Source organism: Bacillus sp. JZ39, assembly GCF_053903145.1.
The window spans coordinates 1,640,169-1,658,450 of record NZ_CP096389.1 but is presented as its reverse complement, the minus strand read 5'-3'; the positions used below and the strand labels follow the sequence as shown (position 1 = coordinate 1,658,450).

Here is an 18,282-nt window from a genome sequence, read left to right as displayed (position 1 = left end):
AAACATTCCTCATATTAAATTTTTCACAATATAAATTGACTTAAATCTTTGTTTTTGGCTATCGTTCCGAGCTTTTCTTCGACATACTGAGGTGTAATCGTTATTTTCTCCATCGTTACATCTGGAGCTTCAAACGACAAATCTTCTAATAGGCGTTCAAGTATTGTATGAAGGCGTCTCGCACCGATATTATCTGTGTCCTGGTTCACATGATAAGCAACTTCAGCAATCTTATGAATAGCTTCGTCAGAAAATTCTAGAGATATACCTTCTGTCTGCAATAATGCCTGATATTGTTTCAGCAGCGCATTATCCGGCTCAACCAAAATTCTCACGAAGTCGTCTACCGTGAGTTTGTTCAGTTCTACACGAATCGGGAAACGCCCCTGCAGCTCAGGAATCAAATCAGACGGTTTGGCCATATGAAACGCTCCTGCTGCAATAAATAATACATGGTCTGTTTTTACAGAACCATATTTTGTGACAACGGTTGAGCCCTCAACAATCGGCAGGATATCCCGCTGAACGCCTTCTCTTGAAACATCGGCAGAAGAAGATGCACCGCCGTTCTTTGCGATTTTATCAATCTCATCGATAAAGATAATCCCGCTCTCTTCTGCTCTCTGAACAGCTTCCTGGCTGACTTCATCCATATCGATGAGTTTGCTTGCTTCTTCATTCGTCAGGACTTTTCTGGCTTCTCTGACTGTCATTTTGCGCCGTTTCTTTTTCTTTGGCATTAATCCGCTCAGCGCATCCTGCATGTTCATACCCATCTGCTCCATACCCGAGCCCTGCAGCATGTCAAACATAGAAGGCTGCTGCTCTTCGACTTCTACTGTTACATAGTAGTCTTCGAGCTCTCCTAAAGCCAGCTGATGTGCCATTCGTTTTCTTTTTTCTTCGATGTTTGCTTCTTCCTGGCTCTCCGCCTCATCTTCACCATTCGGCTGGCTGCCTCCAAAAAACATTTCAAACGGATTTTTAACGCCAGATTGTTTTTTCTTCCCGGGAACTAACAGACGAACAATGCGTTTATTTGCATTTTCTTCTGCCTGTTCCTTTACTTCATTCATTTTCTCTTCTTTGATAAGCCGAACAGAAGTCTCCACAAGATCTCTGACCATTGATTCAACATCTCTGCCTACATAGCCGACTTCGGTAAATTTAGTAGCTTCAATTTTGATAAATGGCGCACCTGAAAGCTTAGCGATTCGTCTGGCAATTTCAGTTTTCCCGACGCCGGTAGGACCCATCATTAAAATGTTTTTCGGAACGACCTCGTCCTTCAGCTTTTCATCCAGAAGACTTCTTCTATAGCGGTTTCTTAATGCCACGGCGACAGCTTTTTTCGCATTTTGCTGACCGACAATATATTGGTCTAACCGATCTACAATCTGTCTAGGAGTTAACGGTTTTTTTTCCATGCGCCTCAAGTCCTTTCTATTCAAGCTCTTCCAGTATGATTTGATCGTTCGTGTAAACACAAATTTCGCCTGCTGTTTCTAACGCGGCTCTGGCAATCTCACTTGCAGACATGCTTTCCCCGGCATGCTTTTTCAGAGCTCTTCCCGCTGCCAAAGCGTAATTGCCTCCTGATCCAATCGCGAGAATGCCGTCATCTGGTTCGATCACCTCGCCTGTTCCCGATACGAGAAGCAAAGTATCCTGATTCATAACAATCAGCATGGCTTCGAGCTTTCTTAGCACTTTATCACTGCGCCATTCCTTCGCAAGCTCAACAGCCGCCCGTTTTAAGTTGCCGTTATATTCTTCAAGCTTAGCTTCAAACTTTTCGAATAAAGTGAAAGCGTCTGCAACAGATCCCGCAAAGCCAGCAAGAACTTTGCCGTTAAACAGTTTTCTCACTTTCCGTGCCGTGTGTTTCATGACAACAGCCTGACCAAATGTTACTTGGCCGTCTCCGGACATAGCGCTTCGTCCTTTATGCTGTACGGCAAATATTGTGGTCGCATGAAAAGATGACATAAAGGGCCTCCTTTAATTTTTCTTAAATGCTCTTGGATGGTGAGACATATATGTGTTTCTCAACATTTCCTTCGAAACGTGCGTGTATATCTGTGTAGAAGACAGATTGGAATGCCCGAGCAGTTCTTGAACGCTTCTCAAATCCGCTCCTTCATTTAACAGATGCGTGGCGAACGTATGTCGAAGCATATGCGGATGGATATGTAAAGTGCTTGACGCTTTTTGAACAAGCCCGCTTAAAATATGTCTGATGCCACGGGCTGTAAGCGGTCCGCCTCTTTGATTTACGAATAATAGATCATGAGGTTCTTTTGCCTTCATCAGCAAGCACTGTCTTCCGCTATTCATGTATACCTTCAACGCTTCGCGGGCATAAGACCCAAAGGGGATATAGCGCTGCTTCTTGCCTTTGCCGTGAACAAGCACAGTGTCCATAAATAAATCAACGTCGTTAATAGTTATGGAACAGCATTCACTGACCCTCATTCCGGTGGCATAGAGCAGCTCTAACAGCGCTTGATCCCTCATTCCGGCCGGCTGGCTTATATCTGAAACTTCAAACAGCTCCTCAAGCTCTTTTTGATATAGAAACTTCGGTATCCGTTTCTCCTGTTTTGGCAGATGAACAAGCTGAAACGGATTTTCTTCAATAAGCTTTTCCCGCATCAGAAACTTATAAAAGCTTCTTAATGCAGATATCTTTTTGCTTATTGTTCTTCTCGATAAACCTTTTTCATAGGCTTCTGTCAAAAAAATCCTAGTATCTTGATATGCAGCTTCTTCAAATCCATTTATACCTTGAACGCGCAGGAAAGTCTCGAATTCTTCAATTGAATCCACATAATTCACAATAGTATATTGTGAATAATTTTTTTCAATTTGTAAATATTCAACGAATAACTTTACGAAATTCTTAACATTCTCCATGCCTAATACCTCCCCAGGAAGGGCTTTTAAATGGTATCACAAATCGCGCTCAGGTTGCAATCAATACCTATATTGTTTTCGAAATTGTTTGAATTGTTTCAATCGCACGGTTCGCGTATTGTTCATTTCGTTCTTTTTTATTTTTAATTTTAACTGGCAATTCTTTCAAAAGCCCAAAGTTTGCATTCATCGGCTGGAAGTTCTTCTGGTTTGTTGTTGTAATATAATGTGCCATACTGCCAATTGCTGTTTCCTGAGGGAAGATCACAAGCTCTTCTCCCAATACAAGCTTCGCCGCATTAATGCCTGCTACAAGTCCTGAGGCAGCTGATTCCACATATCCTTCTACTCCCGTCATTTGGCCTGCAAAGAACAGATCACTGCGGTTTTTAAATTGATAAGTCGGCTTTAACAGGCTAGGAGAGTTAATAAATGTGTTTCTATGCATCACGCCATATCTGACGATTTCTACATTTTCAAGTCCTGGAATCAACTTGAGAACTTCCTTTTGGTCTCCCCATTTTAAATGAGTCTGGAATCCTACAATATTATAAAGTGTTCCCGCAGCATCATCCTGTCTGAGCTGAACGACGGCATAAGGGCGTTTTCCTGTAACAGGATGCTCTAGACCAACCGGTTTCATCGGACCGAAAAGCATTGTTTTCTTACCCCGTTTTGCCATGACTTCAATCGGCATGCAGCCTTCAAAGAAAATCTCTTTTTCAAATTCTTTTAACGGCACTGTTTCTGCTGATGTTAATGCTTCATGAAAACGGTCAAACTCTTCTTCTGTCATCGGGCAGTTCAAATATGCTGCTTCACCTTTATCATAACGGGATTTCAGATACACTTTATCCATATCAAGGCTGTCTTTTTCTACAATCGGCGCCGCTGCGTCATAAAAATATAAATAGTCCTCTCCAGTCAGCTCCTTCAGCTGGGCAGACAGCGATTCAGATGTTAACGGACCCGTTGCGATGATAGTAGGGCCTTCAGGAATTTCAGTCACTTCTTCATTAATAACGGTTACGTTTGGATGATTTTTCACCCGATTTGTCACACTTGCGGCAAATTCATGACGGTCTACTGCAAGAGCGCCCCCGGCAGGCACCGAACATTCGTCAGCCGCAGCGATAATAGCTGAATCAAGTGCACGCATTTCTTCCTTTAATACACCGACAGCGTTAGCAAGCGTATTAGAGCGAAGAGAGTTGCTGCAGACAAGCTCTGCAAATTTATCTGTATGGTGCGCAGGCGTTTGTTTAACTGGACGCATTTCATACAATTTGACTTGAATCCCCCGTTTGGCAAGCTGCCATGCTGCTTCACTTCCTGCAAGTCCGGCTCCGATTACATTCACTGTTCGTTGGTTCATCTTTCACATCTCCTAGTTTATTATTCAAGGCCTTCTTTTAACACACAAAGAAGGTGAGCAAGACCCTGCTCACCGCTACTTCTGTGGTTCTTCCTTATAATCGCATTCCACGCATTGGACTTGTATGCCTTTTTTGAGTTTTTTCTCGACGAGCATTTTTCCGCATTTCGGGCATTTTCGTTCAATTGGTTTGTCCCATGATACGAATTCACAGTCCGGATAACGGTCACAGCCGTAAAACACCCGTTTCTTTTTCGATTTTCGCTCAACAATGTTTCCTTCTCCGCAGCTCGGGCACTTCACACCAATTTGTTTCACAATCGGTTTCGTGTTCCGGCAGTCAGGGAAGTTGGAGCAAGCTAAGAATTTACCGTACCGTCCCATTTTATATACCATTGGAGAACTGCACAATTCACAATCCTCTCCAGCATACTCTGGTTCAATCTCAACTTCCTTCATTTCCGATTCGGCTTTTTTCACGCGTTTTTCAAAATCGGTGTAGAAATTATCGATAATCTTGACCCATTCGGTATTTCCTTCTTCAACATGATCAAGATCTCTCTCCATTTTAGCTGTAAACTCAACGTTAATGATCTCAGGGAAAAACTCCATGATCAAGTCAAGAACGATCTGACCTAATTCAGTCGGAACGAAACGTTTATTATCCAATGCCACGTAGCCGCGCCGCTGAATAGTATCAAGTGTCGGAGCATATGTGGATGGACGGCCGATACCGCGTTCTTCAAGGGTTTTAACAAGCCGGGCCTCAGTATATCGCGGAGGCGGCTGGGTAAAATGCTGCTCAGGTTCTATATCTTTTGATAATACCGTGTCGCCTTCTTGTAAGTCAGGCAGCATCCGGTCTTTTTCTTCCATTTGATCGTCTTTTCCTTCAACATACACCTTCATAAACCCGGAAAACTTGACTTTACTTCCATTTGCACGAAATGTCAAACCGTTGTTTGTCAGGTCGACACTCATTGTATCGAGAACAGCCGGTGCCATTTGGCTGGCAACAAAACGCTCCCAAATTAATTTATACAGTCTCATTTGGTCTCTGCCGAGGACTGCTTTTAATTCACTTGGTTTTCTAAGAACTGATGTCGGCCGAATTGCTTCGTGGGCATCCTGGGCATTTTCATTCTTTTTCGCAGGCTTCCGTTTTCCGCCTAGGAACTCTTTTCCATATGTCTGATCAATAAATGCAGCTGCTTCATCAACAGCCGTATTTGAAATACGGGTTGAATCCGTTCTCATATACGTGATCAGCCCAACCGTTCCTTCTCTTCCTAAATCAATTCCTTCATATAATTGCTGTGCAATCATCATCGTTTTTTTCGCTCTGAAATTGAGCTTGCGAGCCGCTTCCTGCTGCAGGGTAGAAGTGGTAAAAGGCAAAGCAGGATTACGTTTGCGTTCCTTTTTGGTTACTTTTTCAACTGTATATTGATTCCCTTTGAGCTGAGAAAGAATCTCTTTTACATCAGCTTCACTATTTAAAGGAAGTTTTTTGCCGTTTTTCCCGAAAAAGCTCGCTTCAAAGGTTTCTTGACCTTTTAAGAACGTACCGTCAATTGTCCAATATTCCTCAGGCTTAAAGTCGTTAATCTCTTTTTCACGGTCAATAATCAAACGGAGGGCAACGGATTGCACGCGTCCTGCGCTAAGCCCTTTTTTGACTTTTTTCCATAAGATTGGACTGATTTTATATCCCACAAGCCTGTCTAAAATACGTCTCGCTTGCTGTGCATCCACTAAATCCATATTAATCATGCGGGGATGCTTAAACGATTCCTTAATAGCGTCTTTTGTAATTTCGTTAAACACCACACGGCAGTCTGAGTTCAGATCTAAATCAAGACTGTGTGCCAAATGCCATGCAATCGCTTCCCCTTCTCTGTCGGGGTCGGCTGCGAGATACACTTTTTTGGCTTTTTTCGCAGCCGTTTTCAGCTCTTTTAATACCGGGCCTTTACCTCGAATGGTAATATATTTCGGTTCAAAATTCTGTTCTATGTCAACTCCCATTTGACTTTTTGGAAGATCCCGGACATGTCCCATTGATGCTTTTACTTTATATTTTTTACCTAAGTAACGTTCAATCGTTTTCGCCTTAGCGGGCGATTCCACGATGACTAGATAATCAGACATTTTCATCCCCCTCAAGAGGTGTTCTCTCTCTTTTCAAGATATTTCAATTTTATTTTTGCAGCTGTCTTTATTTGGCTTTCAACATTTCATTCTTTATCATGAACGTCATTAATTAAATAGAAAACAATATGCAACTTTAAATCCTCACTATTATTAAATATTACAATACCGTTTGTCAAACGATAATTCAAAAGGGTTCCGTATATTGAACGTTTCTCTCAGGAAGTTCCTCGAAAATATCCTCTGCTGACCATATGGCTTTAGCCCCCTGCTGGATCAGTTTTATAGGACCTCCGGCGTAAGGGTCAAACAATGAACCGGGTACGGCAAATACCTCTCTCCCTTGTTCCAATGCTTGATAGGCAGTAATCAGCGAACCGCTTTTTTCTTTGCCCTGAACGACAATAACGCCTTCACTTAGTCCGCTGATAATACGGTTTCTCATAGGGAAATGCCATTTTTGGGGTTTAGTTTCAGGTGGGTGCTCTGACAGCAGGATATGGTGTTTAGCCATGTGAGCTGCTAACTGAAGGTTTTCTCGGGGATAAATGTGCTGAAATCCGCCTGCAATGACGCCAATTGTCCGCCCCTTCGCCTTAATACTTGCAGCATGGGACATTCCGTCTATCCCAGACGCCAGTCCGCTGACAATCACCCAACCTTTACGACAGATCTCTTTTGTAAGATGATTGACAACTTGTTTCCCATAAGCTGTTGGATTTCTTGTCCCTACAATTCCAATTTTTCTCCCTTTCGAAAGAAGAGTCATATCACCTTTTGCAAACAGTACGGCGGGGGGATCATAAATGCTTTTAAGCCAGAAAGGATATTGCTTTGAAGAAATAGGGATGGTGTTAATGCCTTGCTCACGATAAGCAGCAAGTACACGCTGGAGCTTTGGATAAAGTTGTTCTATTTCGTTTTTTAATGCAGCTGCTTTTATTTGATCACGAGTAACCGTTTGTAACACAGGTGATGTCAGCGACATAGACGGATCGGCTTTCCACCATTTTAATAGAAGGGATGGGGATAATAATTGATTGATTCTGCAAATCGTTAGGCAGGCAGCGGCCTGATCCAATAGATTGACCTCCTTTTGTTAGAAAAAGCAGGAACAGCCTTGACGGCTGTCCCTTTTTTATTAATGCGTTTTACAAGTTTCGAACAAGTTCTTCTCTTTCAGCACCTTGATTAAGGTTTCACCCATGACAGAAGGTGTCTCTGCAACTTCGATTCCGCATGCATTAAGGGTTTTGATTTTTTCATCAGCTGTCCCTTTTCCGCCGGAAATAATGGCGCCTGCATGCCCCATGCGCTTCCCAGGAGGTGCTGTTTTACCGCCGATAAAACCGACTACCGGTTTTGTCATGTTGGCTTTTACCCACTCTGCCGCTTCCTCTTCGGCCGTACCGCCGATTTCGCCAATCATGATGACTGCGTGTGTGTCAGGATCTTCGTTAAACGCTTTTAAAACGTCAATAAAGTTTGTTCCATTTACAGGGTCGCCGCCGATTCCAACAGCTGTAGATTGCCCTACACCCGCTTCTGAGAGCTGGTGCACCGCTTCGTATGTTAATGTTCCTGAACGTGATACAACGCCTACATGACCCTTTTTATGGATGTATCCGGGCATAATGCCGATTTTACACTCTTCAGGCGTAATGACACCAGGACAGTTCGGCCCTATCAGTCTCGTTTTCTTGCCTTCCATGAAGCGTTTGACCTTCACCATATCCAAAACCGGGATATGTTCTGTGATACAAATCACGAGATCAAGCTCCGCATCTACCGCTTCCATAATCGCATCAGCTGCAAACGGTGCGGGCACATATATAACAGACGCGTTAGCGCCGGTCGTTTGAACTGCTTCAGCCACTGTATTAAATACAGGAACACCTTCCACTTCTGTTCCGCCTTTTCCAGGTGTTACACCGCCAACGATATTTGTGCCGTATTCAAGCATCTGCTTCGTATGAAATAAAGCGGTAGAACCTGTAATCCCTTGCACAATAACTCTTGTATCTTTATTAATGAAAACACTCATTATTTGGTCCCCTGCCTTTCATTCTTTCTTAAACTAAGGATACGATTTTCTGCGCGCCGTCAGCCATTGATTCCGCAGATGTAATGTTTAATCCTGATTCACTAAGGATTTTCTTCCCTAGATCCACGTTTGTGCCTTCAAGACGGACGACAAGCGGCAATGTCAAACCAACTTGTCTAGTCGCTTCAACAACCCCTTCTGCGATGACATCACATTTCATAATGCCGCCGAAAATGTTGACAAAAATCCCTTTAACGTTTTGATCAGAAAGAATGATTTTAAATGCTTCCGTGACTTTTTCCGCGGTTGCACCGCCGCCCACATCAAGGAAGTTGGCCGGTTCTCCTCCATAATGCTTGATAATATCCATCGTAGACATTGCAAGTCCCGCGCCGTTTACCATACAGCCGATATTTCCATCAAGGGAAATGTAGCTTAGATCATATTTGGACGCTTCAATTTCTTTCGGATCTTCTTCATCCAAATCTCTGTATTCCATAATGTCCTTTTGTCGGTACAACGCATTGCTGTCAAAATTCAATTTTGCATCAAGCGCCATCACATTTCCGTCGCCAGTCACAACAAGCGGATTGATTTCGGCGATTGAGCAGTCTTTCTCAACAAACGCTTTATATAGTCCAAGCATAAATTTAGCAGCTTTTCCCACGAGCTCTTTTGGAATATTAATAGCGAATGCAATTTCTCTGGCTTGATAGCCTTGAAGGCCAACAGCCGGATCAATGACAGCTTTTTTGATTTTTTCTGGTGTTTTCTCCGCAACCTCTTCAATTTCCGTTCCGCCTTCTTCAGAAGCCATTAAAACGATTCTTGAAGTGGCGCGGTCAAGCACTAGACCGATGTAATATTCTTTTTTAATATCGCAGCCTTCTTCAATAAGTAAGCGTTTTATTACTTGGCCGTCCGGACCCGTCTGATGTGTAACTAGGGTCTTCCCTAATAGTTCTTCGGCATACGCTTTTACTTCGTCTAATGATTTTGCTATTTTTACCCCACCAGCTTTGCCTCGACCGCCAGCATGAATTTGAGCCTTTACGACATAAACCGAGCTGGATAAGCTCTTTGCACTCTCAACTGCTTCTTCTGCTGTAAAAGCCACTTTACCTTCAGGAACAGATACCCCATATTTTCTGAGGACTTCTTTTCCCTGGTACTCATGGATATTCATTTCCCATCCTCCTAACTTATGTAACAAAACTAAAATAGACTGCGCTTTCATTCTATAATAATACTGGAAGAATTGTCTACAGTTCGATGCAAAATCTTTTAATCCTTCTAAACATTCAAACTTTTACTTTATTAAAAACATAAATTTCAAAGGAGGATGGGGAATATTTTAGCTATTTTTTGTTTTTTACGCTTTCGTCCAATTTGTAAATGAATGAAAAAATCTCGGCTACCGTTTCATAAAGAGCTTCAGGAATTTGATCATCTACCGTCAAATGGCGCATTAATTCGACAAGGGTCCGATCTTCTTGAATCGGGACCCCTGCTTTTTTCGCTTCTTTGATAATGTTGTCAGCTACATGGCCCTTCCCTGTGGCAATCACTCTCGGCGCCTTGTCTTTTTGTTCGTCATAATGGAGAGCAACAGCTTTTCTGATCGGTGTCTGCTCTTTCATATTTTCACATCCACTTCCTGATCACTGATACTTGTTATATATTGATCGATTGAAGCCTTTTCTTCGGTGTGAACCCTTTTTTTAGCGTTTACCCCTGAAAGGCTGTACCCCATTTCCTTTAGCCCCTGTTTAAGCGCGGGCACCATCGGATCGATCGCAGCCTGCAGCTCGAAATCAGTCTCTATTGTAATGGTCATGACTTTTTGCTGTACCAAGCAATCAACGACGGTTTCTTTTAGTGTATCAAGCTGCAGCAAAAACAAAAGGCGGCAATGGGAAGGATCAAGCTTTCCATCCGCTTCTTTCTTTCCTTTAAACAGAACAGTCATGTCCTGAACCCCTGACTTCGAAAACATCGGAAATGACATTACAATTTGGCTGTATGATGGATGGTCCTGCTGCATGAAAAGCTGGCCATTTAATTTATGAAAAAGCTGATCGGCTTCTTGTTTGACTGGTTCGGCTACCTCATGCGATGCTCTTAAGGCAGAAAGAGCCAGCTTGATGGATTGCATTTCGCCAGATGTGACTGCGCTTCCTTGTTCAAACGCTTTAATGAACGCAACCTCGTCCCTTGCGCCGATTGCCGTTTTCACTTTGGATAAGAAAGAAAGAACATCTGCCTTATCCGCCAAATGGGGTGCTGTCTGCTGAACAGCCTTTAAAAAGACTTCGGCTTCCTGGTCTGTGACTTGTGCCGCTTGTAAAACAGCTGAAGCTGCAAGTGACTTACTATCACCCGATGAAGCAGCCGCTTTAATCCAATTTGCTGCTACTTTCACAATTTGGAGACTGTTTTTTTCAGCAGATTCCGTCAGCTTCACCAGCAGCTGGCGGGCTTCTTTAATTGGAATGTCTGCTGCTGTTTTAACAGGCTCTTCTTGTATGCTTCTATGTTCTGCTGTGTGATTTGCAATCGGCAGGCTGGCTTTTCCGGGGGAGCCAGCTGGTGTGCTAAGCTCCCTGCTTCCAGCTGTATTCGTCGGAGAAGGTGCTTTCGTATTGTCGGTTAAAGAAATAAGCTTATCAATCAGCCGTTCTGCATGGACATCGATTTCACTATTTAAAAGCACCGTAACTGCTTCCTTTAGCTTTGACATCATTTGGCTCTGCTGAGGGTTTTGGTCGATTGCCTGTAGCAGCTGGGATACGTGCTGATGCAACGGAACAGGTGATTTCACAGCGTGAACACCATTCAAAATCTCGGAGTGAATGGGAAGATCACGCTTTAAAGCGAAGAGAACCGTTTCAACTGCTTTTTTTGTGTCTTGCGAAGGCAGCGTGTCCATCCAGCGGACAGCTGTTTTGATATCATTTTCTGTTACGGGTGTTTTGCTCTTCAGCATCGCTCCTGTCATCATGAGAGCTGCGTTTGACGTCTTCACTGACATGGCATTTAAAAGCTTGCCAGCTGCATCCTGAATGGTTTTAGGATTTTGATCAAAGCTTTGAACGACCTGAAGACGGCCTGCTTGTTCTGCCGTTTTTTTTTCGTAGGAAAACCAATAGTATGCCTGAGGACGAAGCTGGGTTTCAAGTTTTCCCTGAACAGTTTGATTGCCGACTTGGATCAGGGCATGCTGATCTCCTAGTAAACGAAGCACTTTTCCTAAAAGGAGACGCTTCTCCCCGTTTAGCGCTTCGTTTACTTTTGATGTTTCCTGCGGGACGGCTGTACGCCCGAAAAGGTGCTGCAGTGCCTTTTGCACATCATTTCGTATGTTCATTTTAAATAGGTGCCTCCTTGTCCATGGTGATTTATCTGAAAGATTGAACAGGAGCGAAAGTTTTGCGGTGCAATTCAGTTGGGCCGTATGCAGCGAGAGCTTCCAAATGTTCTTTTGTCCCATAGCCTTTATTTTTGTCAAAGCCGTACATGGGATACGTTTCGGCATAAGCGCTCATCATTCGGTCCCTCGTCACTTTTGCGATACACGCACCTGCCGCAATAGACACGCTTTTGGCATCGCCTTTTATAATTGACGCCTGAGCCGTGTCGAGGGGAAGTGTCATTGCGTCAACAAGCAAATAATCAGGTGTAGCCGACAAATCCTGTATCGCTTTCACCATTGCCATTTTTGAAGCTTCATATATATTGATCTCATCAATCACAGTAGCTTCTACAATTCCTATCCCGACCGCCAGTGCTTCCTTCATAATAAGCTCGTAATATTCCTCGCGTTTTTTCTCTGAAAGCTTTTTGGAGTCTGTCAGCCCAAGTATTTCACATTCCTCTGGAAGGATGACTGCGCTGGCGACAACTGGTCCTGCCAATGGCCCCCGGCCGACCTCGTCAACACCTGCAATCAAGCGAAATCCCTTGTTTCTTGCCAGCCTTTCATAGGAAGTCATATTCACCCATTGTTCTTTCAGCGCTTTTTCTTTCGCTTGCTTTTTAAGCCATTGCTCTACAAGCGTTTGAACGCTTTTTCTCGGGTCGTTTTCGCACTGGGCAATAAATGGGTCTTGTGCATCCTTCACTTCCTGCAAACGGTCTTTAATGTCCTTTACGGTTAATGTATTCACTTTCTCTTCTCCCTTACTGTATGTATCGGTTCAGCCAAGAAAAAATAAAGACCCGCATTTCTGCGCGCCTTTACATCGTCGGCTGTTCAAATGACAGCCTGCCGAACTTTTCAGTGCGAATATCGCGAATGATGACTTCAGTCGTCTTATCGTAGTTGATGAGCCCACCGCTCATGAGACAGCCCCGCTTTTCACCTATTGCATCAAACAGCTCGGCAATGTCCTCTGGGATCTCATCAAGGCCATAACGCTCTTTAAGCCGTTCTGGGTAATGTTCTTCGAGAAAACGAAGACCAAACACGGCCACGTCCTGCAAATTGATAATCGAGTCTTTAATAGCCCCGGTGACTGCCAGTCTCAAACCGACAAGCTCATCCTCAAATTTAGGCCACAAAATTCCCGGTGTATCTAATAGCTCTAATTCTTTCCCAACTTTGACCCACTGTTGAGAAGTCGTAATACCAGGTCTGTCTCCCGTTTTTGCTATGTTTTTCTTTGCAAGCCGGTTGATGAGCGTTGATTTTCCGACGTTTGGAATGCCGATAATCAAAGCGCGAATTGCTCTCGGCTTCACACCTTTCGCACGCATCCGGTCAAATTTTTCTTGGAGGATCTCTTTTGATGCAGGCACAATTTGATTTAACCCTTGTCCATTTACAGAATTAATAGACAGAGAGCGGATCCCCTGCTTCTCAAAGTGCTCTTTCCACTGCTGTGTAACTGCCGCATCTGCTTTGTCAGCCTTGTTTAACAGCATAATTCGCGGCTTGTTTTTTAGAATATCTTCAATCATTGGGTTTCTTGATGACATTGGAATTCTGGCATCTACCAATTCATATACGATATCGATTAATTTTAATTTTTCGGTTACTTCCCTTCTTGCTTTTGCCATATGGCCCGGGAACCATTGAATTGTCATGTGACACGAACACCGCCTTTATCTTCAGTATGCATGATTCATTGTTGTCCTTTATGTATTTTACGATGCCTGTCCGGCATTTTCAAATTCTGTATAAAAAAAGAGCTTGTTACAGGTAACAAGCTCTTTTCGTTCGTTATCATTATCGTCTGATCTCTTTAATACGAGCCGCTTTTCCGCGAAGTTCACGCAGGTAGTAAAGTTTAGCACGGCGTACTTTACCGTAACGTACAACTTCGATTTTCGCGATTTTTGGTGTGTGTACTGGGAAAGTACGTTCAACGCCAACACCGTAAGAAATCTTACGAACTGTGAACGTTTCGCTGATTCCACCACCACGACGCTTAATCACAACACCTTCAAAGATCTGGATACGCTCACGGTTACCCTCAACAACTTTAACGTGTACACGTAAAGTGTCACCAGGACGGAACGCAGGAAGATCAGTACGAAGCTGTTCTTTTGTGATATCTTCAATTAGTTTTTGCATCGTTTTCAACTCCTTCCAACAGATGCTCTTGGCCACAAAAACCGGCACAGCGGAACATCGTTTTCAAGCTTGCAGCGGATAAGCCCGCTTAAGCCACAAGTAGTATCTTATCACAATTTCATAGCCTATGCAATAAAATCTATTCTTTTTCCCATTCAGAAATCCACTTTCTTTGCTGCTCTGTAAGCGGGTAGTCTTTCAACAGATCCGGACGTCTTAGGTAGGTCCTTCTGATCGATTCTTTATTCCGCCATTCTTCAATTTTTGCATGGTTTCCTGACAAGAGTGTTTCAGGCACTTTTAAACCTTTGTAATCTGCCGGTCTTGTATAATGCGGGTGCTCTAAAAGTCCGGTGCTGAAGGAATCCTCAATATGGGAAGCCTCTTTACCCAGTACACCCGGAAGCAGTCTGACCACACTGTCTGCGATCATCATTGCAGGGAGCTCACCGCCCGTCAGAACAAAGTCGCCAATTGATATTTCATCCGTTACCAAGTGCTCGCGAATGCGTTCATCATAGCCTTCATAGTGGCCGCAAATGAACAGCAAATGCTCTTCCTTAGCTAATTGCTCGGCTTTTTTTTGGGTAAAACGCTCACCTTGCGGGCATACGAGGATAATACGCGGAGCGGCGGCTGCCTTTGATGTCAGGTCCTCGACCGCGTCAAAAACAGGCTGGGGCTTGAGAACCATGCCTGCCCCGCCGCCATAAGGATAATCATCAACAGTATTGTGCTTGTTATCAGAGTACTCCCGGAAATTTACGACTTGAAACTGCACCGCATCTTTTTCCTGGGCTTTTTGAAGAATCGATGAGCCGAGCACGCCTTCAAACATCTCGGGAAACAGCGTCAAAAAATCGATTTTCATTCGTCTATTAACCCTTCCATGAGTTCAATCTCAATTTTCTTTTCCCTGACATCGATATGTTTAACCACTGATTCAATGTAAGGAATGAGTGCGTCTTTTTTTCCTTTTCGTCCGATGACCCAAACGTCATTGGCTCCAGGCGTCAAAATTTCTTTGACCTTTCCGATGAGTTCGCCTTCTTCAGTAAATACTTCACACCCAATAATTTCGTGGAAATAAAATTCACCCTCATTCAGCTCTCCTAATTCTTCTTCAGGAACTTTAATGATTGCGTTTTTCAGCTCTTCTACTTCATTTAGGTTTTGTCTTTCTTTAAACTGCAGGAGATGAAATTGCTTATGCAGTCTATGTGTGTTTACCGTTACCTCCACTGGTTCGTTACGGCCGTCCATAAACAAATACAGCGTGTTTCCCGGCTTGTATCGTTCTTCGGCAAAATCTGTTTTTGAAATCACCCGCACTTCGCCTTTGATTCCGTGGGTATTTACGATTTTGCCTACGTTAAACCATCGCTTTGTCATATGATCACCTCTGGCGAATTTCAATTACTTTTCCGTCTTTTATGACGATGGTGTTCGCTGCTGTTTTCTCATGCCAGTCATCCCCGGCTTCAATCGTCAGCAGCGCATCGACTTCCTTTTCTTTCAACTCACTGCCAAGCGGCAATGTATGTACTTGGGCAATTTGAAAATCGATGATTTTTATATCATCTTTTCGCTTTTCTATTGCCTTTTTAAATTGTTCAATCATATCAGGGTTTTGCTGTTCTTTCTCATGTTTTCTAAGCTGAAAATAGAGCTGGCTGCATTCTCGTTCAAGCATTTGTTTCTTTTCGGCAAAAGAAGCTAAAAGCTTTTCTTTGCTGCGCTCGGTTAAGACTTGCATAACGGCTACACGGTGAATAATTTGCATCGCACCAAGCTCCCCGCTTTTAAAACTTTTACTCGCCCAGGCTTTTCTATTTTGCCTAAGCTTCTATCAGTTTACCCTTTTTTTGCGTGTAAAAAAAGGGGAGGTGCCGGCCCTCTCCCTTTTAGTCAAATATTTCAAATTGAACTTTCTTAGAAGACTGTGCGCCAGCTGCAAATACAGCTGTTCGAATCGCTTTTGCAGTCCGGCCTTGCTTTCCGATAACTTTACCGGTATCTGACTTATGGACAGATAAGCGCAGCGCAATCTTTTGATCGGTTTCTTCTCTTATGACGCGAATGTCATCTGGATGATCAACAAGCGGCGTCACAATGTGGACAATCAAATCTTCCAAGTGTTGATCAGTCATTACTTGCCTTGTTTAGCGTTGTGGAATTTTTCCATGATTCCTTGGCTAGAGAACAAGTTGCGAACTGTATCAGATGGTTTCGCTCCAGTTTGAAGCCATTTAAGAGCAAGCTCTTCGTCAATTTTTACTTCCGCTGGTTTTGCAACCGGGTTGTAAGTTCCGACTGTTTCGATGAAACGGCCGTCACGTGGTGAACGAGAATCTGCTACAACAATACGATAGAAAGGAGATTTTTTTGCTCCCATACGTTTTAAACGAATTTTTACTGCCATTTTACTAGCACCTCCGAAAATATTTCAACAAGATAGTATATTAACAATGATAAAAGTGTTTGTAAAGTGTTTTTTCTTAACAACGGTTTTATCATGTATAACCGATTACATAAAAGGTAGCTTAAACCCTTTTTTCTTGCCTTTTGACATGTTTGTCATCTGCTTCATCATTTTTTTCATTTCATCAAACTGCTTAAGCAGACGGTTGACTTCCTGTACGGATGTCCCGCTTCCTTTTGCAATCCGTTTCCGCCGGCTGGCATTGATGATATCCGGCTGTTCTTTTTCAAGAACAGTCATTGATTTAATGATTGCTTCCACATGATTCAGCTGTTTTTCATCAACTTGGATGTTTTTCAGGCCTTTCATTTTACCTGCACCCGGCATCATTTGCAGAAGCTCATCAAGCGGCCCCATGTTTCTGACTTGCCCGAGCTGCTCCAGAAAATCGTCCAATGTGAAGCTCATCGTTCTCATTTTTTGTTCCAGCTCTTTGGCTTTGTCTTCATCAACGCTGGCCTGTGCTTTTTCAATCAATGTCAGCACGTCGCCCATGCCGAGAATCCTTGATGCCATGCGTTCAGGGTGGAACGGCTCTAACGCATCAAGCTTTTCGCCCAAACCTGCGAACTTAATTGGCGTGTTTGTGACAGCGCGAATAGAAAGCGCAGCCCCGCCGCGTGTGTCTCCATCCAGCTTAGTTAACACAACACCGGTTAAACCGAGCTGTTCATTAAAGCTTTTGGCAACATTCACAGCGTCCTGACCGGTCATTGAATCGACAACCAGGAAAATTTCTTCCGGATTCGCGATTTCTTTGACGTTGGTCAGTTCATCCATCAGTTCATGGTCGATATGCAAGCGGCCTGCCGTATCCAAAATGACATAGTCATAATGTTCTTCCTTGGCTTTCTCAATAGCCTGTTTAGCTATTTCTACAGGACTGACCTGATCGCCAAGAGAGAAAACAGGCATATCAAGCTGTTTGCCGAGTGTTTCCAGCTGTTTAATTGCGGCTGGGCGGTAAATATCGGCAGCAACCAGCATCGGTTTGCGATTATGCTTTTTGCGCAGCAGATTCGCAAGCTTACCGCTTGTTGTCGTTTTACCGGCACCTTGGAGACCGACCATCATAATAACAGTCGGCGGCCTTTTTGCGACGGCGATTTTGCTCTCTTCGCCGCCCATCAGCTCAGTCAGTTCCTCTTTAACAACTTTAATGACCTGCTGGCCGGGCGTCAGACTTTTCATGACGTCTTGGCCTACAGCGCGTTCACTTACTTTTTTGACAAAATCTTTGACTACTTTAAAGTTAACGTCAGCCTCAAGCAGCGCAAGACGAACCTCACGCATCATATCTTTTACATCTTGTTCGCTGACTTTCCCTTTTCCGCGGATTTTAGAAATCGTCTGCTGCAGTCGGTCGGCTAATCCTTCAAATGCCATAGTTTGCCGCCTCCTAATCTAATTTCTCAAGCGCTTCAATCAGAGCTGTAATTTCTTCCTCTTCTTTTGAACCGGAAGCAAGCTCCTTCAGCTTATTAAACATCTCTTTACGCTCCTGAAACTTTTTCAAAAGGAGCAGCTTTTCTTCATATTGTTCAAGCATCGCTTCTGTTCGTTTGATGTTATCATAAACAGCTTGTCTTGAAACCTCATATTCTTCGGCTATTTCGCCTAGGGAGAAATCGTCCAAATAATAAAGCGACATATAGCTCTTCTGTTTTGACGTCAACAACGACTGATAAAAATCAAACAGATAATTCATTCTCGTTGTCTTTTCGAGTGACATTTGAGCT

Annotated in this window: 20 protein-coding genes; all 20 read right to left on the bottom strand. The window is 43.4% G+C overall.

Translation table 11 applies throughout. The features are described from left to right. Positions 1-23 precede the first annotated feature (23 nt). The 20 genes from hslU to M1D65_RS08560 all read right to left on the bottom strand — a co-directional run bounded on the left by hslU (position 24) and on the right by M1D65_RS08560 (position 18,275). The gene (hslU, locus tag M1D65_RS08655; RefSeq protein ID WP_014476801.1) at positions 24-1,427 is read right to left on the bottom strand and encodes an HslU--HslV peptidase ATPase subunit; all 1,404 of its coding nucleotides are present in this window, start codon (positions 1,425-1,427) and stop codon (positions 24-26) included. 16 nt (positions 1,428-1,443) lie between these two features. Next, positions 1,444-1,989, bottom strand: coding sequence for an ATP-dependent protease subunit ClpQ (gene clpQ, locus M1D65_RS08650; RefSeq protein ID WP_003238555.1), 546 nt, complete (start codon positions 1,987-1,989; stop codon positions 1,444-1,446). Positions 1,990-2,001: 12 nt separating this feature from the next. Continuing rightward, positions 2,002-2,916, bottom strand: coding sequence for a tyrosine recombinase XerC (gene xerC / locus M1D65_RS08645; protein ID WP_003231988.1), 915 nt, complete (start codon positions 2,914-2,916; stop codon positions 2,002-2,004). A gap of 67 nt (positions 2,917-2,983) precedes the next feature. Continuing rightward, positions 2,984-4,291, bottom strand: a complete 1,308-nt coding sequence (trmFO, locus tag M1D65_RS08640; protein ID WP_015715883.1) for an FADH(2)-oxidizing methylenetetrahydrofolate--tRNA-(uracil(54)-C(5))-methyltransferase TrmFO — start codon at positions 4,289-4,291, stop codon at positions 2,984-2,986. 75 nt (positions 4,292-4,366) lie between these two features. Then, positions 4,367-6,442: a type I DNA topoisomerase gene (gene topA / locus M1D65_RS08635; protein ID WP_003245599.1), complete on the bottom strand. Its 2,076-nt coding sequence runs from the start codon at positions 6,440-6,442 to the stop codon at positions 4,367-4,369. Positions 6,443-6,629: 187 nt separating this feature from the next. Next, entirely contained in the window at positions 6,630-7,523 is an 894-nt protein-coding gene (gene dprA, locus M1D65_RS08630) for a DNA-processing protein DprA (RefSeq protein ID WP_038828237.1), read from the bottom strand. 60 nt (positions 7,524-7,583) lie between these two features. Then, entirely contained in the window at positions 7,584-8,486 is a 903-nt protein-coding gene (gene sucD, locus M1D65_RS08625; RefSeq protein WP_024572248.1) for a succinate--CoA ligase subunit alpha, read from the bottom strand. 28 nt (positions 8,487-8,514) lie between these two features. After that, positions 8,515-9,672, bottom strand: coding sequence for an ADP-forming succinate--CoA ligase subunit beta (gene sucC / locus M1D65_RS08620; RefSeq protein WP_003244732.1), 1,158 nt, complete (start codon positions 9,670-9,672; stop codon positions 8,515-8,517). Between the two features lie 172 nt (positions 9,673-9,844). Continuing rightward, positions 9,845-10,126 (bottom strand): FlhB-like flagellar biosynthesis protein, encoded by a 282-nt coding sequence (locus tag M1D65_RS08615; RefSeq protein WP_003232001.1) that lies wholly within the window; start codon positions 10,124-10,126, stop codon positions 9,845-9,847. Beyond that, the gene (locus tag M1D65_RS08610) at positions 10,123-11,853 is read right to left on the bottom strand and encodes a hypothetical protein (RefSeq protein ID WP_456270838.1); all 1,731 of its coding nucleotides are present in this window, start codon (positions 11,851-11,853) and stop codon (positions 10,123-10,125) included. The genes M1D65_RS08615 and M1D65_RS08610 overlap by 4 nt, the downstream gene beginning before the upstream one ends. 31 nt (positions 11,854-11,884) lie before the next feature. Continuing rightward, a complete protein-coding gene (gene rnhB, locus M1D65_RS08605) occupies positions 11,885-12,652 on the bottom strand; it encodes a ribonuclease HII (protein WP_161621571.1) in 768 nt (255 codons plus the stop codon). 70 nt (positions 12,653-12,722) lie between these two features. Beyond that, positions 12,723-13,571, bottom strand: coding sequence for a ribosome biogenesis GTPase YlqF (gene ylqF, locus M1D65_RS08600; protein WP_003232007.1), 849 nt, complete (start codon positions 13,569-13,571; stop codon positions 12,723-12,725). 142 nt (positions 13,572-13,713) lie between these two features. After that, a complete protein-coding gene (gene rplS, locus M1D65_RS08595; RefSeq protein ID WP_003220825.1) occupies positions 13,714-14,061 on the bottom strand; it encodes a 50S ribosomal protein L19 in 348 nt (115 codons plus the stop codon). Between the two features lie 139 nt (positions 14,062-14,200). After that, positions 14,201-14,932, bottom strand: a complete 732-nt coding sequence (trmD, locus tag M1D65_RS08590; protein ID WP_003232011.1) for a tRNA (guanosine(37)-N1)-methyltransferase TrmD — start codon at positions 14,930-14,932, stop codon at positions 14,201-14,203. Then, complete coding sequence (gene rimM / locus M1D65_RS08585) at positions 14,929-15,453, bottom strand: ribosome maturation factor RimM (RefSeq protein WP_003232013.1); 525 nt, start codon at positions 15,451-15,453, stop codon at positions 14,929-14,931. Before rimM ends, trmD begins: the two co-directional genes overlap by 4 nt. Before the next feature lie 4 nt (positions 15,454-15,457). Continuing rightward, positions 15,458-15,844 carry a YlqD family protein gene (locus M1D65_RS08580; RefSeq protein WP_014476793.1) on the bottom strand — a complete coding sequence of 129 codons (387 nt, stop codon included), beginning with the start codon at positions 15,842-15,844 and terminating at the stop codon, positions 15,458-15,460. Between the two features lie 121 nt (positions 15,845-15,965). Beyond that, entirely contained in the window at positions 15,966-16,211 is a 246-nt protein-coding gene (locus tag M1D65_RS08575) for a KH domain-containing protein (RefSeq protein WP_014476792.1), read from the bottom strand. Continuing rightward, the gene (rpsP, locus tag M1D65_RS08570) at positions 16,211-16,483 is read right to left on the bottom strand and encodes a 30S ribosomal protein S16 (protein WP_003220815.1); all 273 of its coding nucleotides are present in this window, start codon (positions 16,481-16,483) and stop codon (positions 16,211-16,213) included. The genes M1D65_RS08575 and rpsP overlap by 1 nt, the downstream gene beginning before the upstream one ends. 105 nt (positions 16,484-16,588) lie before the next feature. After that, positions 16,589-17,929: a signal recognition particle protein gene (gene ffh / locus M1D65_RS08565; RefSeq protein ID WP_014113771.1), complete on the bottom strand. Its 1,341-nt coding sequence runs from the start codon at positions 17,927-17,929 to the stop codon at positions 16,589-16,591. Between the two features lie 13 nt (positions 17,930-17,942). Further along, on the bottom strand, positions 17,943-18,275 hold the full coding sequence (locus tag M1D65_RS08560) for a putative DNA-binding protein (RefSeq protein ID WP_003238590.1): 333 nt from the start codon (positions 18,273-18,275) through the stop codon (positions 17,943-17,945). Positions 18,276-18,282 lie beyond the last annotated feature (7 nt).